The sequence below is a fragment of the Marinimicrobium alkaliphilum genome (assembly GCF_003259155.1).
GTDB lineage: Bacteria > Pseudomonadota > Gammaproteobacteria > Pseudomonadales > Cellvibrionaceae > Marinimicrobium_A > Marinimicrobium_A alkaliphilum.
Genome location: NZ_QGMQ01000001.1, coordinates 711,692 through 734,356, shown reverse-complemented (window position 1 = coordinate 734,356; position 22,665 = coordinate 711,692). Strand labels below are relative to the sequence as shown.

General features: G+C 58.4%; 18 protein-coding genes and 1 tRNA gene. 3 read left to right on the top strand and 16 right to left on the bottom strand.

The window, feature by feature from the left end; genetic code table 11:
* Positions 1-151: 151 nt before the first annotated feature.
* The 9 genes from lon to DKW72_RS03180 all read right to left on the bottom strand — a co-directional run bounded on the left by lon (position 152) and on the right by DKW72_RS03180 (position 12,334).
* Complete coding sequence (gene lon, locus DKW72_RS03220) at positions 152-2,569, bottom strand: endopeptidase La (protein WP_111640850.1); 2,418 nt, start codon at positions 2,567-2,569, stop codon at positions 152-154.
* 143 nt (positions 2,570-2,712) lie between these two features.
* Positions 2,713-4,014: an ATP-dependent Clp protease ATP-binding subunit ClpX gene (gene clpX / locus DKW72_RS03215; RefSeq protein WP_111640849.1), complete on the bottom strand. Its 1,302-nt coding sequence runs from the start codon at positions 4,012-4,014 to the stop codon at positions 2,713-2,715.
* Positions 4,015-4,140: 126 nt separating this feature from the next.
* A complete protein-coding gene (gene clpP, locus DKW72_RS03210; RefSeq protein WP_111640848.1) occupies positions 4,141-4,779 on the bottom strand; it encodes an ATP-dependent Clp endopeptidase proteolytic subunit ClpP in 639 nt (212 codons plus the stop codon).
* A 188-nt stretch (positions 4,780-4,967) separates the two neighbouring features.
* Positions 4,968-6,284, bottom strand: coding sequence for a trigger factor (tig, locus tag DKW72_RS03205; protein WP_111640847.1), 1,317 nt, complete (start codon positions 6,282-6,284; stop codon positions 4,968-4,970).
* 81 nt (positions 6,285-6,365) lie between these two features.
* A tRNA-Leu gene (locus tag DKW72_RS03200) sits at positions 6,366-6,450 on the bottom strand.
* A 206-nt stretch (positions 6,451-6,656) separates the two neighbouring features.
* On the bottom strand, positions 6,657-7,835 hold the full coding sequence (gene fadA / locus DKW72_RS03195) for an acetyl-CoA C-acyltransferase FadA (protein WP_111640846.1): 1,179 nt from the start codon (positions 7,833-7,835) through the stop codon (positions 6,657-6,659).
* On the bottom strand, positions 7,832-10,015 hold the full coding sequence (gene fadB / locus DKW72_RS03190; protein WP_111640845.1) for a fatty acid oxidation complex subunit alpha FadB: 2,184 nt from the start codon (positions 10,013-10,015) through the stop codon (positions 7,832-7,834). The genes fadA and fadB overlap by 4 nt, the downstream gene beginning before the upstream one ends.
* A 91-nt stretch (positions 10,016-10,106) precedes the next feature.
* Positions 10,107-10,634 carry a helix-turn-helix domain-containing protein gene (locus DKW72_RS16745; RefSeq protein ID WP_111640844.1) on the bottom strand — a complete coding sequence of 176 codons (528 nt, stop codon included), beginning with the start codon at positions 10,632-10,634 and terminating at the stop codon, positions 10,107-10,109.
* Positions 10,635-10,645: 11 nt separating this feature from the next.
* Positions 10,646-12,334, bottom strand: coding sequence for an NAD-dependent malic enzyme (locus tag DKW72_RS03180; protein ID WP_269777872.1), 1,689 nt, complete (start codon positions 12,332-12,334; stop codon positions 10,646-10,648).
* Positions 12,335-12,468: 134 nt separating this feature from the next.
* On the opposite strand from DKW72_RS03180, the gene DKW72_RS03175 reads away from it, so the two are divergent.
* Positions 12,469-12,825, top strand: a complete 357-nt coding sequence (locus DKW72_RS03175) for a hypothetical protein (RefSeq protein WP_111640842.1) — start codon at positions 12,469-12,471, stop codon at positions 12,823-12,825.
* Between the two features lie 7 nt (positions 12,826-12,832).
* On the opposite strand, the gene DKW72_RS03170 is transcribed toward DKW72_RS03175, so the two are convergent.
* Together DKW72_RS03170 and ffh are read right to left on the bottom strand one after the other, a co-directional pair.
* Positions 12,833-13,294, bottom strand: a complete 462-nt coding sequence (locus tag DKW72_RS03170) for an META domain-containing protein (RefSeq protein ID WP_111640841.1) — start codon at positions 13,292-13,294, stop codon at positions 12,833-12,835.
* Positions 13,295-13,382: 88 nt separating this feature from the next.
* The gene (ffh, locus tag DKW72_RS03165; protein ID WP_111640840.1) at positions 13,383-14,780 is read right to left on the bottom strand and encodes a signal recognition particle protein; all 1,398 of its coding nucleotides are present in this window, start codon (positions 14,778-14,780) and stop codon (positions 13,383-13,385) included.
* A gap of 188 nt (positions 14,781-14,968) precedes the next feature.
* Here ffh and DKW72_RS03160 point away from each other — a divergent pair, with 188 nt between their 5' ends.
* Both DKW72_RS03160 and DKW72_RS03155 read left to right on the top strand, forming a co-directional pair.
* On the top strand, positions 14,969-15,772 hold the full coding sequence (locus DKW72_RS03160) for a cytochrome C assembly family protein (RefSeq protein ID WP_111640839.1): 804 nt from the start codon (positions 14,969-14,971) through the stop codon (positions 15,770-15,772).
* An 88-nt stretch (positions 15,773-15,860) separates the two neighbouring features.
* A complete protein-coding gene (locus DKW72_RS03155) occupies positions 15,861-17,162 on the top strand; it encodes an HlyC/CorC family transporter (protein ID WP_111640838.1) in 1,302 nt (433 codons plus the stop codon).
* Here the strand turns inward: DKW72_RS03155 and DKW72_RS03150 are convergent.
* The 5 genes from DKW72_RS03150 to pabC form a co-directional block, all read right to left on the bottom strand.
* On the bottom strand, positions 17,159-17,392 hold the full coding sequence (locus DKW72_RS03150) for a hypothetical protein (RefSeq protein WP_111640837.1): 234 nt from the start codon (positions 17,390-17,392) through the stop codon (positions 17,159-17,161). The two genes, DKW72_RS03155 and DKW72_RS03150, sit on opposite strands and share 4 nt — an antisense overlap.
* 21 nt (positions 17,393-17,413) lie before the next feature.
* Positions 17,414-18,808 carry a cysteine--tRNA ligase gene (gene cysS, locus DKW72_RS03145; RefSeq protein ID WP_111640836.1) on the bottom strand — a complete coding sequence of 465 codons (1,395 nt, stop codon included), beginning with the start codon at positions 18,806-18,808 and terminating at the stop codon, positions 17,414-17,416.
* Between the two features lie 14 nt (positions 18,809-18,822).
* A complete protein-coding gene (locus tag DKW72_RS03140) occupies positions 18,823-20,526 on the bottom strand; it encodes a glutamine--tRNA ligase/YqeY domain fusion protein (RefSeq protein ID WP_111640835.1) in 1,704 nt (567 codons plus the stop codon).
* Positions 20,527-20,631: 105 nt separating this feature from the next.
* Positions 20,632-21,711, bottom strand: coding sequence for an endolytic transglycosylase MltG (mltG, locus tag DKW72_RS03135; protein WP_111640834.1), 1,080 nt, complete (start codon positions 21,709-21,711; stop codon positions 20,632-20,634).
* A gap of 48 nt (positions 21,712-21,759) precedes the next feature.
* Positions 21,760-22,665: an aminodeoxychorismate lyase gene (gene pabC, locus DKW72_RS03130; RefSeq protein ID WP_111640833.1), complete on the bottom strand. Its 906-nt coding sequence runs from the start codon at positions 22,663-22,665 to the stop codon at positions 21,760-21,762.

The following is a 22,665-nucleotide window of genomic DNA, read 5'->3' as shown; positions in this document are numbered from 1 at the left end:
CGGGTCAAGCAACCACTGAGGGTTTATGCCGCCTGGCGCCCGTTTTGGGCACTTTTTGACCATAAAATGCCCACCGGTTCACAATCCGCTCGCCGACGGCTCGGAATCACTGCAAAACAGGGGCCAATCACCGACACCCCTGAAACGCCCTTTAATGGGTGTTAATGCGTTTGTCATCCGCCCGTCTTTGTGCTTCCTGCTCCAACGCCTGATACTCCTCATCAGAGAGCGGTTTGGGCATATCCTGCAAGGCGACCTGCAGAACATCATCAATCCATTTGACCGGCTTGATGACCAGATCCTGTTTGATATTGTCGGGGATCTCTTTCAGGTCGCGCTCGTTGTCGGCTGGAATAATCACCGTTTTGATGCCGCCACGGTGTGCCGCGAGAAGCTTCTCTTTCAGCCCACCAATGCGCAACACCTCGCCCCGCAGGGTGATCTCGCCGGTCATGGCAACATCGGCCCGCACTGGAATTCGGGTGAGCACAGACACCAACGCGGTACACATACCAACACCCGCGCTCGGGCCGTCTTTGGGTGTGGCGCCCTCAGGCACATGAATGTGCAAATCGGTTTTTTCGTGATAATCCGGCGCGATACCGAGCACCTGGGCGCGCGAACGCACCACAGTCAAAGCCGCTTGAATTGACTCCTGCATTACATCGCCCAGCGAACCGGTTTTGATCACCCGGCCTTTACCTTTTACCGCCGAGGTTTCAATGGTCAGCAACTCGCCACCTACCTGGGTCCAGGCCAGGCCGGTCACCTGCCCTACCTGGTTGTTGACCTCCGCGCGCCCGAAATCGAACTTACGCACGCCCAGAAAATCTTCAATCAGCTCGCTGGTGATCTGATCCTTGGTCACGCGCTTGTCGCGCACATGGCGGGTAACCACCTTGCGGCACAGCTTGGCAATTTCCCGCTCCAGCCCGCGCACGCCCGCTTCACGGGTGTAATAACGGACGATGTCGAGCACCGCCTGATCATCCACTTTGAGCTCGTTTTCCTTCAAGCCATTGAGCCGCATCTGTTTCGGAACCAAGTAGCGTTTGGCGATATTGAGCTTCTCGTCCTCGGTATAACCCGGGATACGAATCACCTCCATTCGATCGAGCAGCGGTGCCGGAATATTCATGGAGTTGGAGGTGCACACAAACATCACATCCGACAGGTCGTAATCCACTTCCAGGTAGTGATCATTGAAGTGATTGTTCTGCTCCGGATCGAGCACTTCGAGCAGTGCCGACGCAGGGTCGCCACGATTGTCCATGCCCATTTTGTCAATCTCGTCGAGCAGGAACAACGGGTTTTTAACCCCGACCTTGGCCATTTTTTGCACCAGCTTGCCCGGCAGGGAGCCAATGTAGGTGCGGCGATGCCCGCGAATCTCAGCTTCGTCGCGCACACCGCCGAGGGCCATGCGCACAAATTGACGATTGGTTGCGCGTGCGATCGACTCACCCAAGGACGTTTTACCGACCCCCGGGGGGCCTACCAGACACAGGATCGGGCCCTTGATTTTCTTGACCCGTTTCTGCACGGCCAAGTATTCAAGAATGCGTTCTTTGACTTCGTCCAGACCGTAATGGTCTTTTTCCAGGACGCTCTCGGCGCGCACCAGGTCGTGGCGCACCTTACTGCGTTTTTTCCAGGGCACCTTGAGCATCCAGTCGATGTAGGCCCGCAGTACCGACGCCTCGGCCGACATGGGCGACATCATTTTAAGCTTGTTCAGCTCTGCCAGCGTTTTCTCTTCGGCATCCTTGGGCATACCGGCATCGGCAATTTTATGCTCGAGATCTTCGGCTTCGTTATGCTCGTCTCCCATCTCGCCAAGCTCTTTCTGAATCGCTTTCATTTGCTCGTTCAGATAGTACTCGCGCTGGCTTTTCTCCATCTGCTTTTTGACCCGGCCGCGAATTTTCTTCTCGACCTGGAACAAATCAATTTCCGCCTCAATCAAGCCCAGCAAGTGCTCGATGCGCGCACGCACATCGGTCATTTCCAACACGGCCTGTTTCTGCTGTAGCTCCAATGCCATGTGCGCGGCCATGGTATCCGCCAAACGACTCGGCTCATCGATTCCGGTAAGCGAATTCATAACCTCGCCGGGCACTTTTTTACTCAGGCCCACATACTCTTCGAACTGATTCATGGCAGACTGAACCAGAACCTCTGACTCCTTACCTTCAAGTGCCTCGTCGGGCATGGCGCTGGTTTGTGCGCGAAAATAGCCCTGGTCTTCCGTGATTTTTTCAATACGCGCACGCTCACCACCCTCGACCAACACTTTTACCGTGCCGTCGGGCAGCTTCAACAATTGCAGAACAGTCGCTACAGTGCCCACCGAAAACAGGTCTTTGGCACCAGGGTCATCTACCGATGGATTCTTTTGGGCCACCAGTAATACCTGCTTGTCAGTCGCCATGGCATTTTCCAACGCCGCTATCGACTTGTCCCGGCCGACAAACAACGGAATGACCATATGCGGATACACCACGACATCGCGCAGTGGCAGCAAAGGCAGCTCATTGGTGGCGGATACTGATACGTCTGTGTGATCCATTGATAAACCCTCGTTTCGCTATGTCTATAAGATTGGGGGCAGTAGGCGGGAATTACAAGCTGAAAGGCCCAAAAAAACGCAAAGAGCGCCCCGCGGGGCGCTCTTTGGTCACACGCTGGCCAAAAGGCTCAGGGTTTGATCGCTCAGTCTTCTTTCGCGACCTTGGCCGGCTTATCGTTGCTGGCGTAGACCAATAACGGCTCCGACTCACCCTTGATCACCGACTCGTCGATCACCACCTTGTTGACACCTTCCTCGGACGGGATGCGGTACATGGTTTCAAGCAGTACGCCCTCCAGGATGGAGCGCAGACCCCGAGCACCGGTTTTCCGATCCATCGCCTTTTGCGCCACAGCCTGCAGCGCGTCCGGCCGGAAGTCGATTTCAACGCCTTCCATCTCGAACAACCGACCGTACTGCTTGGTCAGCGCGTTCTTGGGCTGCGTCAAAATCTCGATCAGCGCTTCCTGATCCAGCTCATCCAACGTGGCAATCACCGGCAGGCGACCCACAAACTCGGGGATCAGACCATACCGGACCAAATCCTCGGCTTCCAGATCGTGCAGGGTGTCGCCCAAATTACGGTTCTCATCCTTGCTTTTGACTTCTGCGCCAAAACCGATGCCACCCTTTTCTGAGCGCTCACGAATGACCTTATCCAGTCCGGCAAAAGCCCCGCCACAAATGAACAGGATGCTCCCGGTATCCACCTGCAGGAATTCCTGCTGGGGATGCTTGCGCCCGCCCTGAGGGGGTACGGAAGCCACGGTGCCTTCGATCAGTTTGAGCAGTGCCTGCTGCACGCCCTCCCCGGACACATCACGCGTGATTGACGGGTTGTCAGACTTGCGCGAAATTTTGTCGATTTCATCAATATAAACAATGCCTTGCTGGGCCTTTTCGACGTCGTAATCACACTTCTGCAGAAGCTTCTGAATGATGTTTTCAACGTCTTCACCCACATAACCGGCTTCGGTCAGGGTGGTGGCATCGGCAATGGTAAAGGGCACGTCCAGCAGGCGCGCCAAGGTCTCGGCAAGCAGGGTTTTACCGCTACCGGTGGGACCGACCAGCAGAATGTTGCTTTTGCCCAGTTCCACCGGCTCTTTATCTTTACCCTTCGCTTTGTCCATACCGCGCAGGCGCTTGTAGTGGTTGTATACCGCTACCGCCAGGACTTTTTTGGCGCGCCGCTGACCAATAACATACTGATCCAGAATCGCGGCAATTTCGTGAGGTTTGGGCAGACGATCGGGCCCACCTTCACTGGCGCTTTCCTGGATTTCTTCGCGAATAATGTCATTACACAGGTCGACACATTCGTCACAAATAAACACCGACGGCCCGGCAATCAGCTTGCGCACTTCATGCTGGCTCTTGCCACAGAAGGAGCAATACAGCAGTTTGCCGTTTTTATCGCCGCTATCACTGGTGTGATCGGTCATTAAACCACTCCAAACATAAACATTCAGGGTACAAGATGGTGTCCTATACCCGTATTTTCAAGCACTGGTGTCCATTTTATCCGGATTTACCGGCCACCGACACCCCCGCATTCACCTTTGAGCGGGCTATTTCGCCGCCGCTGCCCGGCTCTCTACGACGGTGTCCACCAAACCATAGTCTCTGGCCTGTTGCGCACTCATGAAGTTGTCGCGCTCAGTATCCAGAGTGATCTTCTCGAGACTCTGACCCGTGTGGAAGGCCATCAGCTCATTGAGATGGGAGCGAATCTTCAGGATTTCCTGGGCATGAATATGAATATCCGATGCCTGGCCCTGAGCGCCACCACTGGGCTGATGAATCATCACCCGGGAGTTGGGCAGCGCAAAACGCTTCCCGCTGGCGCCTGCGGTCAGCAAAAACGCCCCCATGCTGCAAGCCTGACCGATACACATGGTGCTGACATCGGGCTTGATAAACTGCATGGTGTCGTAAATCGACATTCCTGCGGTCACGGAACCACCCGGCGAATTGATGTACAGGTGGATATCCTTGTCCGGATTTTCAGCTTCCAGAAACAGGAGCTGAGCCACCACCACATTAGCCATGTAATCTTCGACCGGCCCGGTCAGAAAGATCACCCGCTCTTTGAGCAAGCGAGAATAGATATCGTAGGAGCGCTCACCGCGGGCAGTCTGCTCAACCACCATCGGGATCAGGCCGCTATTGAAAACCTCGGGAGCTTGATTAGATGAATCATACGCCATACTGATCAATTATCCTTGTGCAAATTCGTCATCAGGAGTAACCAGATACGTGGTTCTCCTCGTTTGGGATCGCTTTAGGGGAGAGCTTAACCTGAGAATCAGCGTTATGCCAGTTTCACGGAAGATCAGGGGCGGGAAATGGCCGCGAAACAGACGTTTCGCGGCATTTTTGACCAAAACGGTCAGATTTAACCCTGCTGGGCCTTGGACTTGACCACGTCCTCGTAGGTGCTTTCTTCGTCGGTGACTTTCGCTTTCTCGACGATATACTCCACCACCTGATCTTCCAGGGCGGCGGACTCAATATTACCCAGCATCTGGCGATTGCTGTAGTAATAGTCGATCACCTCTTGCGGATCCTGATAGGTTGAAGCCATTTCTTCGACCATCTCGCGCACGCGCTCGGCATCCGGCTTGATCTCGGCGGTCTTGATGATCTCGCCCACGATCAGACCCAAGGCTACACGACGCTTGGCCTCTTCTTCAAACATGGTATCCGGCAGCAGGGACTTGACGTCAAAGTTCTGCTGCTGACCGCCAAAACGCTGCATCATCTGGTTGCGCAGGTTCTCGATCTCGGAACCGACCAACGCCTTGGGGATATCGGTCTCGTGAGACTCGACCAGTTTGTCCATCACCTGGGTCTTGACCTGAGCGCGCAGGGCGTTTTTCAGCTCGCGCTCCATATTGGCTTTCACTTCTTTACGGAAAGCGGTCTTACCGCCCTTTTCGATACCGAACTTGGCGTAGAACTCTTTGTTCAGCTCCGGCAACTCCTGCTCGGCCACTTCGCTCACCTTGATGGTGAACTCGGCTTTGGCGCCTTTCAGCTCCTCAGCCTGATAATCCTCGGGGAAGGTCACTTCGATCACTTTCTCGTCACCGGCCTTCATGCCCACAATGCCGTCTTCGAAGCCGGGAATCATGCTGCCAGAGCCCAGAACCAACTTGTGGTCTTCGCCCTTACCACCCTCAAACTCCTCGCCGTCTTTACGGCCGACAAAGTCGATGGTGACCTGATCGCCGTCGGCCGCTGCGCGCTCAACTGCTTTCCAGGTCGCCTGGTGTCTGCGCAACTCGTCGATCATGGTTTCGATATCGTCCTCGGTCACCTTGGCGGTTTTCCGGGTCAGTTCGTAGCCAGAGAAGTCGCCCAGCTCAACGCTCGGGTACACCTCAAAGGTCGCGATGTATTCCAGGTCCTTGCCTTCTTCTACCTGCTTGGGTTCGATCGAGGGCTGGCCGGCCGGCTTGACTGACTCTTTCTGCACGGCTTCGTAGAAGGACCGGCTGATCACTTCGCCCACCACTTCCTGGCGGACGCTGGCGCCGTAACGCTGCTTGACGACTTTCATGGGCACTTTGCCCTTGCGGAAGCCGTTGATGCGGATGTTTTTAGCCGCTTGCTGAAGGCGCTTCTGCACCTCGCCCTCAACCTGGTCCGCGGGAACTCCTACGGTCAGGCGACGCTCCAGACCAGACGTTGTTTCGATTGAAACCTGCATATTTTCCTCGTGACTATTCGAATGATGCGAATGATGTCGTTGCATCTACCGCCTCGGCTCGGGCCGAGACCTGAATAAATATGGTGCGGTCGGAGAGACTCGAACTCTCACACCTTACGGCACCAGAACCTAAATCTGGCGTGTCTACCAATTCCACCACGACCGCTCTTATCAAACCGTTTTGCGCCGGCATTTGCCGTTATAAAACCTGGCTAAGCTACTGTTTTTACAGAATTTTTCTGCAAAATCGTGGCGTCAGCTGCGTTTGGAGGCTGGAGATTGTGCCACAGTCAGGAGAGGTGTTCAACAAAAGCCGGTGACCGCCACCCCAGGCGAGGCGGCGGCTTCACTGGCCTGGCGAGGGTTTCAGCGTCAGTTAAGGCGTTCCAGCAGGGTACTGATCCCCTGCCCGTAGCCAATGCACATGGTGGCGACGCCCAGCGTCATATCCCGCTGGCCCATCACGGTCAACAGTGACCCGGTAATCCGGGTACCCGAACAGCCGAAGGGGTGGCCCAGGGCGATCGCCCCACCGTGAAGATTGACCTTGTCATCCATGGCGTCCAGCAGTTTAAGATCCTTGAGCACCGGCAGAGCCTGGGCGGCAAAAGCCTCGTTAAGTTCGACACAGTCAATATCGTTGATACTCAGTTTGTGTGCCTTGAGAACCCGCTCGGTGGACGGCACCGGGCCATAGCCCATGATTGAGGGGTCGACCCCGGCGACCGCCAGACCCACCACCCGCGCCACCGGTGTCAGGCCCAGGGCCTGTGCCCGCTCAGCCGACATCACCAGCATCGCCGAGGCACCGTCGGTGACCTGAGAAGAGGTTCCCGCAGTCACTTTGCCGTTTTTGGGATCGAATACCGGCTTCAGGGCCGCGAGTCCCTCCAGGGTGGTCTCCGGACGGATGGTTTCGTCGTCCGCCATCAACCCCGGCACCCCGTCGGCATCGTGCCCCAGCACCGGAATGATCTCCCCTTTGAATTCACCCCGCTCACGCGCCTTGGCCGCCAGCTGGTGTGAGCGGACGCTGAAGGCATCCATCTGCTCGCGCTCTATGCCGTGCAGGCGCGCCAGATACTCGGCGGTAATGCCCATATTACCGGCGGCCTTGGCCAGGCTCAGACCCAGACGCGGATTGGGGTCGATATTGTCGTACATGGGCAGGTGTCCCATGTGTTCGGATCCGCCAATCAGGTAGACATCACCCAGGCCCGCGCGGATATTGGCCGTGGCGATATGCAGCGCCGACATGGACGAACCACACAGACGATTGATGGTCTGGGCCGGCACGCTGTGAGGCAGGCCGGCACGCAACAGAATGTTGCGCGCGACGTTAAAGGCCTGCTCGCCCCGCTGCATCACACAACCCCAGATCAGGTCGTCAATCTCGTTCGGGTCGAGCGCCTCGTTGCGCGCCAGCAACCCCTGGATCAGTGCTGCGGCAAAGTCGTCGCCCCGGGTGTGGCGGTACATCCCCTGCTTGGCTCGCCCCATGGCAGTGCGGCCAAAGTCAACAATGACAGCATCTCTCGGGTCTAGACTCACAACTGCTCTCCTTCTTGTCCGGTGTGTGACAGGGCGTGAAAACGGTCGCCTTCGCGGGCCAGGCTTTTAAGCATAGCCGGCGGCTCGTAGAGCGGCCCGAGCCCTGCCAGGGTTGCGGCGCTGTCACACAGTGCCTGCGCCCCCTCGGTATCGGCCCAGTGCAGCAGGCCGCCCCTGAAAGGCGGAAAGCCCACGCCGTACACCAAGGCCATATCCGCCTCGGCGGCACTGGCAACGATGCCCTCCTCCAGGCAGCGCACCAACTCGGTCAGCATAGGCAGCAACATCCGCAGGACTATCTCTTCGTCGCTGGTCTCCGGGGCGCGGGTGACGTGAGGCTTGATCAGCTCGTGAGCACGTGCACTCGGGGTTTTGCGCGGCTTGCCCTTTTTGTCCTCTTCGTAATCGTAAAAGCCCGCCCCGTTTTTCTGGCCATAACGCTCGGCTTTGAACAGCGCCGCAATCGCCGACGTGTAGCCCTGGCGCATGCGCTCCGGGTAGCCCTCAGCCATGACCTCATGGGCGTGCACGGCCGTGTCGATACCCACCACATCGAGCAGATAGGCGGGCCCCATGGGCCAGCCCCAGCGCTCCATCACCTTGTCAATTCGCTCAAAATCCACACCGTCGCGCACCAGGAGCGAAAAACCTTCGAAATAGGGAAAAAGCACCCGGTTCACCAGAAATCCCGGGCAATCCTTGACCACCACGGGTTTTTTACCGAGTGCCAGGGCATAAGCCACCGTGCGCGCCACTGCGGCATCGCTGGTCTTGCGGCCGCGGATCACCTCCACCAACGGCATTACCGGCACCGGGTTAAAAAAGTGCATACCGCAAAAATTTTCCGGACGATTGAGCGCGCCTGCCAGGTGGTCGATGGAAATGGTTGAGGTGTTACTGGTGAGTACGGTATCGCCCGTCACCTGCTTTTCCGTTTCCGCCAATACCGAGCGTTTAACCTTGGCATTTTCAACCACCGCCTCGACCACCAGATCCACCTGATCAAAAGCATCGTAACTCAGCGCCGGCTTGATGCGGGTCAAACCCTCAGCTTGCTCGGCGGCAGACATCTTGCCCCGCTCGACCCGTTTACCGAACAGCTTGCGCGCTTCCTTCAGGCCCAGATCCAGGCCCTCCTGAGCAATGTCCTTCATGGTTACCGGAACCCCGCGCAGGGCCGACTGGTAGGCGATGCCGCCACCCATAATGCCCGCGCCCAACACCGCCGCACGCTCGACCTTGGCATCGGCTTTACCGGCCAAGCCTTTGGCTTTTTTCATCATGGCCTGATCATTGACGAATATACCCACCAACGCATGCGCGGTGCCGGTCACTGCCATATCGGCAAAGGTTTCCGCTTCCAGTGCCAGGGCGTCATCCCGGCCCTTATCCGCCGCCGCACGCATCACCTTGATCGCCGCCACCGGTGACGGGTAGTTCGGTCCAGCCTTGGCCGCGACAAAACCGATGGACGACTCGAACGCCAAGCCCGCCTCAATGGCGTTATGACGCAAGGGGGACGTTTTCGCCTGACGCCGAGCCCGATAATCCAGCTTGCCCTCAATACAATGGTGCAAGGTTTTGAGCGCCGCCTGGCGCAGCACATCGGGCTCGACCACAGCATCCACGACCCCGGCAGTGAGCGCCGCCTGCGCCTTATTGTCCTGACCCGAGGCGATCCATTCCACGGCGGTATCCAGCCCTGCCAGGCGCGGCAGGCGCACGGTCCCCCCCCAGCCTGGGAGAATACCGAGTTTGGTTTCGGGTAATCCGACATTGGCGTTAGTGTCCGCCACCCGAAAATCGCAGGCCAGACAAAACTCCATGCCGCCCCCAAGCGCGTGGCCGTTAATGGCCACGACCGTGGGCACTGGCAGATCTTCGAGGCGATTGAGATTGGTGTTATTGAGCTTGAGATAATCAATGACCGCTTGGCGGCCGCCGGCAAAAACACTGGAAAATTCGGTGATATCGGCACCGACGATAAAGGCCGCCTTGGCACTGGTCACCAAAAGCCCTTTAACCCCCGAGGCGCCGCCGAGTGCATCAAGCGCTTCGCCCAACTCCTTAACCGCCCGCTTATTGAATTTATTAACCGACTCGTTCTTGAGATCAACGATCAACTCGGCGATGCCGTCGTCATGCAGCGCCAGCTTAAAAGCGTTTCCTTGATAGATCATTGCGCGCCTCTTTAAGTAACTGCGTTAATGCCTGTTAGACAGAGTGTTGCTCTGCCTAACAGCATAGCCGCAATTTGCGCACGAAGGGAAATTATCCAGGGTGAATCAGCAGCAACCGCGCAGGCTCGGCGGACGCATTGAGACAGCGGTAAGCGGTACCCGGCCACAGACGTGCACCCTGCCCAGCCGAGAGCGTGCGCACCGTTTGCCCAAGGCTCAGGCGCAACTCACCCTCGAGCACCAGGACCAGCACCGATGGCATCCAGCGCGCCACGCATTCGCCCGAGTCCTGGCCCGGCGCAAACTGCCGCAGCTCGATACCGGGTCCGCACAGCGTGTCGGGGTTGGCCTCGGACAGGTCAAAAAAGTCGGGACCGCTCAGGGAATCAGAAAAAAAATGCGCCAGACTCATGGGCAGCGCTGCCAACAGTCGGCTGAGCATATCGACACTGGGACTGACGCGACCCTGCTCGATGTTGGACACACTGCTGTTGGGGACACCCGCGCGCCGGGCCAGCTCACGCTGAGAAAGGCCGGCGCGCTCGCGCACCTTGCGCAAGCGCTCGCCCAGCTCGGGCGATCCGTCCGCAGGCGCGGCTGGGGTCGATGAATACTCCATGCGCGCGCCGGTTAAAACGACGTCCGGCGGTAGTCGCGGTATTCAGGCTCCCAGAAGTTGCGCTCGATGGCTTCATCGATGACTGACTCCGGCACCGGCAGGGCCACACCCTCCTCCATGGCCTGAATAAACACCGCTCGGGCAATGGCTTTACTCACCGAACGAATGTCATTAAGCGGCGGCAACAGCGCGCCCTCCCCGGTTTGCACCATGGGGGACTGCGCCGCCAGCGCCTCACTCGCGGCCATCATCATCTTGTCGGTGATACGCTTGGCCTTCGCCGCTACAACACCCAGACCTACGCCGGGGAAGATATAGCTGTTGTTGCACTGGGCAATCTCGTGCCGCTGTCCGGCCATATCCACCGGATCAAAGGGACTACCGGTCGCCACGATCGCTTTGCCGCTGGTCCAACGCAAAATGTTGACCGGTTGTGCCTCCACCTGCGATGTCGGGTTAGACAAAGGCAGAATGATCGGCCGCTCGCAATGCAGCTGCATGGTTTCGACAACGGATTTACTGAACATACCCGGCTGACCAGAGACACCGACCAGCACCGTGGGCTTGGCATTGGCCACCACGTCCTGCAAACCGATGCCGCCATCGGCCTTGCTCAAGGTCCAGCTCTTCACCTCGGCATCGGTGCGACACAGCGGCTTCTGAAAACTGCGCACCCCGTCGGTGCTCGTGGTCAGCAGGCCACGGCTGTTAAGCAAATAAATGCGCGAACGCGCCTCGGCATCGCTCAAGCCCTCAGCCACCATATGCATGATCACCTGCTCGGCGATACCGCAGCCGGCGGAACCCGCCCCGGCAAACACCAGGCGCTGATCACCCAGGCGCTCGCCTTTGGCGTGACACGCGGCCAGGAGCGTGCCCACGGTAACCGCTGCGGTGCCCTGAATATCATCGTTAAAGCAGCAGAGCTGATCGCGGTAACGATCCAACAGCGGTGTTGCATTACCCTGAGCAAAGTCCTCAAACTGCAGCAGCGCGTCCGGCCAGCGCACCTTGACCGCCTGAATAAACTGATCGACAAAATCGTAGTACTCATCACCACTGATACGCTCGTGGCGCCAGCCCATATACATGGGGTCGTCGATCAGGTCCGGGTTGTTGGTCCCCACATCCAATACCACCGGCAAGGTGTAAGCCGGGCTGATGCCGCCACACGCGGTGTACAGAGCCAGCTTGCCGATGGGAATCCCCATACCGCCGATACCCTGGTCGCCCAAGCCCAGAATGCGCTCGCCGTCGGTCACCACGATCACTTTGACGTTCTGCTTAGTCGCGTTCTGCAGCATATCGTCGATGCGATCACGATCCGGGTGAGTAATGAACAAACCGCGTTTGCGCCGATAGATCTTCGAGAACTGCTGACAGGCCTGACCCACTGTCGGGGTGTAAATCAGCGGCATCACTTCCTGCAGGTGTTTGGTCACCAACCGAAAATACAGCGTCTCATTGGTGTCCTGAATATTGCGCAGGTATATGTGCTTGTCGATGTCGGTTTTGAACGACAGGAACTGCTCGTAAGCGCGCGCCTCCTGCTCATCGATAGTCTCAATCGCATAGGGCAACAAGCCTTCGAGATTGAACTGTTGACGTTCGGCGCGGCTGAAAGCGCTGCCTTTATTCAGGAGCGGCGCTTCAAGGAGCGCTGGCCCCGCAAAAGGGATATAAATCGGTCTTTTTTTCACAGTAATTCCATTCGCTTTTTACAAACTGATGACAATAAACGCTACATACTAACATAGACGACCGCGGGGCCACCTGCTAAGTTTAGACCTGACGCCGCGGCCGCGGCACCAGCCAGTTGACACACGAGCCCGCTATGATCCGGATTTCAAACCCCTTTTGGCGCACCTGTTTACTCCTGCCGGTGATCGCTCTGCTCGGTGCCTGCCAAAGCCCCGGCAATGAGCCCGACACCGAGGCTTGGGTAGCACACCTGGAAACCCGGACCGAGAACGGCTTTACCCGCTGCGAGAGTCCGCGGCCAGAAATGTGCACAATGATTTACCAGCCGGTATGCGGCCTGGTAGAAGATGACAAGGCGTGTCTGGAGCCACCCTGCAGCCCCTTCCAATATCGAACGCTGGGCAACAGCTGCTCAGCCTGCGGGTTGGACGAGGTGGTCGGTCATGTGGACGATGAATGCCCGGACGACCTGGGAACCCCGGAGACCTGACAGCCGCTCAGGACGACTGATCGGGTACCGCGCGCAGCAGAACCCGATCGGCTTCATCAAGCAACAGCAGTTGGCCCGCCTTGACCTCGGCGCGGTCAACCTGAATCAGACTTTCAAGGACCTGGGTTTCCTGTGTCATCAGATGCGGCAAGCACATCATTTTGGTGGCGCCTGGCGGCCCGAGCAGGCGCAGCTTGCCCTGGGCGTGCTCATACTCACCAAAAAACCGGTTGCAGCTGGCATTGCCGTTGACCTTGCCATTGTCGGAAAACTGAATCCGCGCAGGACTGTTCTGAACCACAGGCGAATCACCGATGCGGGTCACGCGCCACACCACAGCCTGCAACTCAGCGCTGCTGGCGGGCTCGGAGAGAATGGGGGGCAAACTGGTGGCACGCTGCGCTTCGGCCTGACAACCTGCTGCGAGCAGTGCCCAAAGGCAGATCAATAACGCGTTGAGAAGTTTCATAAGGCCCGAATCCGTGCTTATTATTGGGAGTTGCTACGGATTCAGAGCCCCGAGGTGGGAAAAAATTCCCCGGGGCCGATAAAATTGTTTAACGGCGCGGGGGGCCACCAGGGGGCAACCCGCCCGCACCGCCCATGCCACCGCCGGGCATCATGCCGCCCAGACCGCGCATCATCTTGTTCATACCACCGCCTTTCATCTTTTTCATCATCTTGGCCATTTGCTTATACTGCTTGAGCAAACGGTTGAGATCCTGAATCTGGGTGCCCGACCCCTGAGTAATCCGGCGCTTGCGCGAACCGTTAAGGTTGTCCGGGTTGCGCCGCTCATCCGGGGTCATGGAGTTGATCAAGGCTTCCATGGACTTGAACTGGTTGGTCATATTGGACTGCTGAGCGAGCTGGGCCACATTGCCCATGCCGGGCAACTTGTCGAGCATCTCCGTCATGCCGCCCATGCTTTGCATCTGCTGGAGCTGGTCGCGCAGATCCTCCAGATCAAAGCGCTGTCCTTTCTTGACCTTTTTGACCAGTCGATCGGCCTTGACCTTGTCGATTTTGCGCTCGGCATCCTCAATCAGCGAGAGCACGTCGCCCATGCCCAGAATGCGGGAGGCAATCCGGTCCGGGTGGAAAGCCTCAAGGGCATCGGTCTTCTCGCCCATACCCATAAATTTGATCGGCTTGCCGGTAATGTGGCGTACTGACAGCGCCGCACCACCGCGGGCATCGCCGTCGGCCTTGGTCAGTATCACCCCGGTGAGCGGCAGTGCATCGTTGAACGCCTTGGCGGTATTGACCGCATCCTGACCGATCATGGCGTCGATCACGAACAGGGTTTCCACGGGGTTAATCGCCTTGTGCAGCCCCTGGATTTCATCCATAAGTGCGTCGTCAATATGCAGCCGGCCGGCGGTATCGACGATCACCACATCGGCAAATTGGCGCTTGGCCTGATCAATCGCACCCTTGGCAATGACCTCAGGCTTCTGATCGGCACTGGACGGGAAAAACTCGACGCCCACCTCGCTCGCCAGGGTTTCCAACTGCTGAATCGCCGCCGGGCGGTAAATATCGGCACTGACCACCAGCACCTTTTTCTTTTCCCGCTCCTTCAGAAAGCGCGCCAGCTTCGCTACCGATGTGGTTTTACCCGCCCCTTGAAGGCCGGCCATCAAAATGACCGCAGGCGGCTTGGCCGCCAGGTTCAGGCCCTCGTTGGCCTCCCCCATCACGGACACCAGCTCCTGCTCGACCAACTTGATAAACTGCTGGCCCGGATTGAGCGCTTTGCTGATCTGCTGACCCAAGGCCTTGCTGCGTACCTGATCGACAAAGGCCTTGACCACCGGCAGTGCCACGTCGGCCTCCAGCAGCGCTTTGCGTACCTCGCGCAAGGTATCCTTGATATTGTCGTCGGTCAGCCGTGCTTTGCCCGTGACCTTGCGCAACGTCTGGGACAGGCGATCCGTTAAATTATCAAACATGAGGACTCTCGAGGCTAAATTGGGGTTGATGAAGCAAATAGTGGCCGGGATTATACCTTGAACGGCGGGGGCTCTAAACCCCCGCCGCACAGGTTATTCCGCCTGTGGCAACAGGAACTCTTCTCATTTTCCGCGCCTTGTGACACACTTCCGACCATGATTACCAGCGCTACGCCCACAAGGAAGCCATGACTCTTACCCTGATTGGCAGTTTGATCGCCATCCTCTTGTACGCCTCTGCCAGCGCCTATCTGGCCGTGAGGTTCTATCGCCAGCATCCGGCGCAACCGCCGCTCTCGCGCGTCATCGCCGCGCTCGCACTGATCGTGCACGGCGCTTCGATCTACGGCCTGAGTGTCGATGCGGAGGGTTTGCGCCTCGGCTTTTTCCAGTCGGCCTCGCTGATCTTCTGGGTCATCAACTGTGTGGTACTACTCAGCAGCCTGAAAAAGCCCCTGCACAACCTGTTTATCCCGCTGTTCGCATTCTCGGCACTGGCCGTCAGTGCCGCTCTGCTCGGGCGCGAGAGCGGGCGCCTACTGCCCTTCGATCTGGGCCTGTACAGCCATATTCTGCTATCGATTACCGCCTACAGCCTGCTCACCATCGCGACCCTGCAGGCCTTGATGCTGGCGTGGCAGCACTACCAACTCAAGCACAAGCACGCCACCGGTAAAGTCCGCCTGCTGCCGCCGCTGCAGACCATGGAAGCACTGCTATTCGAATTGCTCTGGGCCGGTCAGATCCTGCTGACACTCTCGATCCTTTCCGGTTTCTGGTTTCTGGACAACCTCTTCGGTCAGCACCTGGCCCACAAAAGCGTGTTTTCGATTGCCGCCTGGACGATCTACGCGGTCCTCCTCTGGGGCCGTCATCGGCTGGGCTGGCGCGGTTACACCGCAATCCGCTGGACCCTGGTGGGTTTCTCCCTCCTGATGCTCGCCTACTTCGGCAGCAAACTGGTTCTGGAACTGATTCTCGAACGCGCCTGACCGGCGCTAAATTCACCGGGCCGCTATTGATTAACCCCGCTTTCTGCTTCAAGATAAGCGGCCCGATCGCAACAGGGTATCTCCCGTCTTGAACGAGGCACCGCTAGAACTACTCTTCGCCATCGTGCTCGGCCTGCTATTTGTGTCCGCGTTTTTTTCCGGCTCAGAAACCGGCATGATGTCGCTCAACCGCTACCGGCTCAAACACCTGACCAATAAGGGCGACCGCAATGCACTGCGGGTTGCTGCCCTTCTGCGCCGCCCGGATCGCCTGCTCGGTCTGATCCTGATCGGCAACAACCTGGTCAACGTCTTCGCCGCCTCGGTGGCCACCATTATCGGCATGCGCCTCTTCGGTGATGCGGGGGTGGCCTTGGCAGGCATCTTACTGACCCTCGCCATGCTGGTGTTCGCTGAAGTGACCCCCAAAACCGTCGCTGCCCTGCACCCGGAACGGGTCGCCTTTGCCGCCAGCTGGGTGCTCCGGCCACTGTCATACGTGTTGCACCCCTTCGTACTGCTGGTCAATGGCATTTCCAATGGCATCACCAAATTGGTAGGCATCGATGCCAAGGCCCACAAACATGTGGAACACCTGGACCCGGATGAACTGCGCACGGTTGTCGACGAAGCCGGCGACCTGATACCCGACCAACACCAGGGCATGCTGCTGAACGTGCTCGACCTGGAAAAATCCACGGTCGAAGACATCATGATCCCGCGCAGCGAAGTCGTCGGGCTGAACCTGGAAGACAGCGTCAGCGAGTTACTTGAGCAGATTCGCACCAGTGAGTACACCCGCCTGCCGGTGTACGAAGGCGACCTCAACAATGTGGTGGGTCTACTGCACCTACGTAAGGCGGCGCGGATTATTCGCGGCGAGGATGACACGGTGACTCACCAGGCCATTCGCGAGGAAATCAGCGAGCCCTACTTTGTACCCGAGTCGACCAAACTGCACACCCAGCTGTTCAACTTCCAGCAACAGAAGTCGCGCATGGCGCTGGTGGTGGATGAATACGGTGAGGTGCAGGGCATCGTCACCCTGGAAGATTTGCTCGAAGAGATTGTCGGCGACTTTACCACTAACAGTGCCGAGGAGGATGCCGAAGACATTCTGCCCCAGGACGACGGCAGCTACCTGATTGACGGCGGGACCTTCATCCGCGACATCAATCGCGCCCTCAACTGGGAGCTGCCCACGGACGGTCCAAAAACCCTTAACGGGCTGGCCATGGAAATTCTGGAAAATATTCCCGACGGCAATATCGGCTTTATCGTGGCGGGCTACTATATCGAAACCACGGAAATTTCTGACAAGATGATCAGCTGGTTGAGGGTCTCCGTCACCGAGCGTGAACACGACCCCGACAACGAAGAAGACGGTTAAAGCTTATCCGACGAATCGCGGCTCCGCTGGCGCACCTTGTGCAGCAACCAACCGGCCAAAGCAGCGGCGCCGACGATGGTACCCAAGAGCACCACAGTGATCAGTAAGTACAGCCCCATATCCTGCCAGGACACACCCCAGCCCCAGAGGGCCAAGGCCAGAAAACCTGCGCAAGCCATCAAACTGACATTCGCGGCTCGGTGCTTACGATACCATCGGCTGAAAGACATAATACTCCGCTCGTTACCCGGTTACGCTCGGCGCCAAGTGGTTCCGCCGCGAGAATCTTCCAGCTCGACCCCCTGCTCAATCAAATACGCGCGAATCTCATCCGCGCGGGCGTAATTTTTGTCCGCTTTGGCTTGGACACGCTCGGCCAGCAGCTGTTCAATCGCATCCGCACTGATCGCGCCCTGCTCACCCGCCTGTAAAAACGCCACCGGGTCCGCTTGCAGAATACCGAGGATATTCCCCATGGCCTTGAGCGCCGCCGCATCAGCACGACTCTTTGCGGGATCGCCTTTACCCGCGTTGAGCTCGCGCACCAGATCGTACATGGCTGCCAGCGCAACCCGGGTATTGAAGTCATCGTTCATGGCCGCGACGAACTGCTGGTAGTGCGGATTACTTGCTAACGCCTCAAGCGGTGCCGGTTCGACGTCCGCGTAGTCGCGCAGCGCCCCGTAAAAACGCTCAAGCCCGGTGCGCGCCTCAATCAGGCTGTCTTCGGCGTAATTGATCGGGCTGCGATAGTGGCTGCCCACCAATAAAAAGCGCACCACCTCCGGGTGATACTTTTCCAGCACATCGCGAATGGTAAAAAAGTTGCCCAGGGACTTGGACATCTTTTCACCGTCCACGCGCACGGCACCGGCATGCATCCAGTAGTTCACGTAAGTGCAGCCGTTGGCCGCTTCGCTCTGGGCAATTTCGTTTTCGTGGTGGGGAAAGGGCAAGTCCGGGCCGCCACCGTGAATATCGAAGGTATTGCCCAGGCAGCACTTGCTCATGGCCGAGCACTCGATATGCCAACCCGGGCGCCCTGCGCCCCATGGCGAATCCCAGGCCACTTCACCCGGTTTCGCGCCCTTCCAGAGGGCGAAGTCACGGGGGTCTTCCTTCGCTTCGTCAACACCGATGCGCGCACCCGCCAGCAGCTCCTCCGGGTTCATACCGGAAAGCTGACCGTAGTGGGCAAAGCGTTTGACCCGGTAGTAGACATCGCCGTTGCTCGCAGCGTAAGCGTAGCCTTTCTCGATCAGGGTGTTCACCAACGCAAGAATATCGTCGATATGAGCCGTCGCACGCGGCTCCTGATCCGGACGAGCAATACCCAGACGAGCCTCGTCTTCGCGCATGGCGTCGATAAAGTACTCGGTCAGCTCTTCGTAGGGCACCTTGCGCTCATCGGCACGCTTGAGGATTTTGTCATCGATGTCAGTAATATTGCGGACGTAGTCTACCGCCCAGCCCTGACTGCGCAAAAACCGGGTGATCACATCAAACGCCACCAACACGCGACCGTGCCCCACGTGGCAATAATCGTAAACAGTAATGCCACACACATACAGCGCGATCTTGCCGGGTTGCAGCGGCTTAAAGGTTTCTTTCTTGCGCGTCAGCGTATTGTAAATCTGTAATGCCATAACTGATTCAGCTCTTATCCTTGATCCATTTTGGCCCAGCTGTCACGCAGGCCGATGGTGCGGTTGAACACCCAACGCGTGGGTGAGGCGTGCTTGCTGTCGAGGCAGAAGTAACCTTCCCGCTCAAACTGGAAGCGCTGCTCGCTGCTGGCCGCCGCCAAACTGATTTCCGCCTTACAGTTGCTCAGAATTTCGAGACTGTTGGGATTGATATGCTCAAGGAAATTGCGGCCACCGGCGTCCGGCGCCTCGTGTTCAAACAAGCGGTCGTAGAGGCGCACTTCGCAATCCAGGTTGTGCACCGCCGACACCCAGTGAATAACACCTTTAGGTTTGATGCCATCTTCCGGATCGTTGCCCACGGTGTTTTCGATCACCCGCGCGCGCACCTCAACGATTTCGCCCAGCTCGTTCTTGATCGCCTCGTCGGCTTCAATGACGTAAGCGTTGCGCAAACGTACGCGCTTGCCAATCACCAGGCGTTTGTATTTCTTGTTGGCTTCTTCGCGAAAATCCTCTACATCAATATACAGCTCGCGCGTGAAAGGTAATACGCGTTCGGTAAACTCTTCGCGGTTTGGATGGCCCGGGGCACGCATCTCTTCCACCTGCTCCTGCGGGTAGTTGGTCAGCACCACTTTCAACGGCCGCAATACACACATGGCCCGGGGCGCATTTTTATCGAGATCATCGCGAATGGCGTACTCGAGCATTCCCATATCCACCACACTGTCGGAGCGGGTCACGCCGATCATATCGCAAAACTGACGGATCGCGCTCGCCGTAAAGCCGCGCCGACGCAGCCCCGAGATTGTGGGCATACGCGGGTCGTTCCAGCCGTCCACATAAGCTTCATCCACCAGCTGCTTCAGCTTGCGTTTGCTGGTCACCGTGTAGTTGAGATTCAACCGGGCGAATTCGTACTGGCGCGGCTTGGCCGGCACCGGCAGGTTTTCGATAAACCAGTCGTATAACGGCCGATGATCCTCGAACTCCAGTGTGCAGATCGAGTGACTGATACCCTCAATCGCATCGCTCTGCCCGTGGGCAAAATCGTATGACGGGTAGATACACCAGGTATCACCGGTCTGGTGGTGGCGGGCTTTGCGAATGCGGTAGATGATCGGGTCACGCAGGTTGATATTGGGCGCCGCCATATCAATTTTGGCGCGCAACACACAGGCACCATCGGCGAACTCACCGGCGCGCATACGCGCGAACAGGTCCAGGTTTTCCTCGACGCTGCGTTCGCGATACGGACTGTTCTTGCCCGGCTCGGTGAGAGTGCCCCGGTGCTCGCGCGCCTGCTCGGCGCTCAACTCACACACATAGGCTTTACCCGCTTCAATGAGGTGTACCGCCCAAGCGTGAAGTTGCTCGAAGTAATCCGAGGTGTAGCGCACATTGCCCGCCCACTGAAAGCCCAGCCAGCTGACATCTTCCTTGATCGCATTGACGTACTCTTCGCTCTCTTTTTCCGGATTGGTATCATCAAAGCGCAGATGGCAGTCACCGCCAAACTCTTCGGCCATACCGAAGTTCAGACAGATGGACTTGGCGTGACCAATATGCAGGTAACCGTTGGGCTCGGGCGGAAAGCGGGTGACGATGTTATCGGCACGACCGGCTTGCAGGTCCTTGCGAATGATTTGCTGAATAAAATGGTCTGGTTTGCTGGCCGGCTTATCGGCCACCTTGGCGGACTGATGTTCACTCATGGGGCGATGCTATCCCGAATTCAGAGAGGTGACGAGGGCGCTGTGCTCAGCGCCCCGCGTAAAAGCCCGCTATTGTAACCAGTCGCCGACGCTTTTCCCAGTCGCCTATCCCTCAGGCTCGTCGCCGGCCTCGGCTTCCGGCGGCGCGGCATCCGGATCCAGGGTCGAACGATAGCCTTCGCGACGCTGCCGCTGGTAGCGATTGACCGCCCGGTTGTGGTCTTCCAGGGTATCCGAGAACACGTGGGTACCATCCCCGCGCGCGACAAAGTACAGGGCTGTGCCCTCGGAGGGGTTGAGTGCCGCCCAGAGCGCATCGCGTCCGGGCAGCGCGATCGGCGTGGGCGGCAAGCCCCGGATGGTATAGGTGTTATAGGGTGTCGGGCGACGCAGGTCCGCACGGGTGATGCGCCCCTGGTAGTCTTCGCCCATGCCATAGATGACCGTAGGGTCGGTTTGCAGGCGCATTCCCTGCTCCAGACGCCGCACAAATACCCCGGCAATGTCCTGGCGCTCCCAGGGGGCGCCGGTTTCGCGCTCGATAATCGAGGCCATGATCAGCGCTTCATAGGCGTTGTCGTAAGGTAGCCCCCCTGCCCGCTCATCCCAGAACTCGTCCACAAAACCACGCATTTGGCGGTGTGCCCGACGCAGAATATCGACATCAGTGGTACCGCGGGCAAACCGGTAAGTGTCCGGAAAAAACCAGCCTTCCGGATGCTCGATATCCAGATCGAGCAGTGCCAACTGCTCGTCCTCATCAAGCCCCGCCAGCAAGGGTCTGATGCTCGGCAGCGCATGCATTGCCGTCAGGGCCTGCTGAAAGGTCCAACCTTCAACCAGGGTCACGGTGTGCAGCACCACGTCCCCCTGCGCCAGCTTGTCGAGCAGCTGGCGCGGACTGGTATCGGCGCCGAATCGGTACTCCCCGGCCTGCACCCGCTCTACTCCCATCAAACGCGCGTATTCAATCAATAAGCGCGGATGATCGAGCACGCCTTCGCCCCCGAGGTCCCTCGCCAAATGGTGCAGGCTACGCCCCTGCGCCAACTCGTAGGTCATCCCCTCAGCCGGGAGGTTGAGGGGGCGGTCGACCCAGCGCCAGACATAGGCGACCCCCGCCAGCGCGACGATGATCGCGCACAGGGTCAGCGCCACAACGCCGTTGACAACATGTCTTACCATGATGATTACTTACCTCTACAACTCGTTTTATAACACGGTAACCCGCGGCTACAGCGCGGATGGCGCCAAATAATCCGCCTCGGGCACGCCTTGCGCCCACAGAGGCACCAGTGCTTGCGCCAAGGCTCGAGTCACCGGGCCAACCGGCCAGTGATAACGGCCCAGTCCCTGATCGTCAGCGTCGAGCGCCACCACGGCCTTGATCCCGTAACTACTGTTGCAGACCAGTACCTCATCGGCCTGGGCCAGCGCTTCCAGCCGTAAGGGCGCCTCGCTGACCGGCAACTGCAGCTCGGGCGCCAAGCGGGTAAGGATCAACTCCCGCATGACTCCGGCCACACCATTGCGATCCAACACCGGCGTAACCAGACGACCGGCGCGCACCGCAAACACGTTGCTCACGGTCGCCTCCACCAGTCGCTCATCCAGGTCCAGCAGCAACCCCTCACCGTAGGCGTTACCCTCCCACTCGGCGCGTGCCAACACGTGCTCGAGGCGATTGAGGTGCTTCAGGCCCGCCAATGCCGGTGAGACCGACAGACGCTGATGACACAGGTAGGTGGTGATGGCCTCCGGTTCCGCCGACTCCGCTCCGGGGGTTGTCGGGTAGACCAATATACACAGTGTGGGCTCGACCTGCTCCGGCAACCGATAACCGCGCCCGCCCGGCCCCCGGGTAAGAATGATTTTGACCGTCCCGTCGCTCACACCACTGGTTGCGGCCTGCACCAGGAGCGCATCGACGCAAGCCTGTACCCAGACAGTATCACAGGGGATTTTCAGCCGTTCGCAGGCACGCGCCAGACGCGACCGGTGCAGCGGCCAGAGAGGCACCTGTCCGGCGCGCAGGCGACAGGTCTCAAAGAGACCGTCACCATAGGCCAGGCCGCGCTCAAAGGGCGAGAGTGCGCCGTCGATACGGCCGTTAATGGACACCAGTGGTTGAATCGTCAT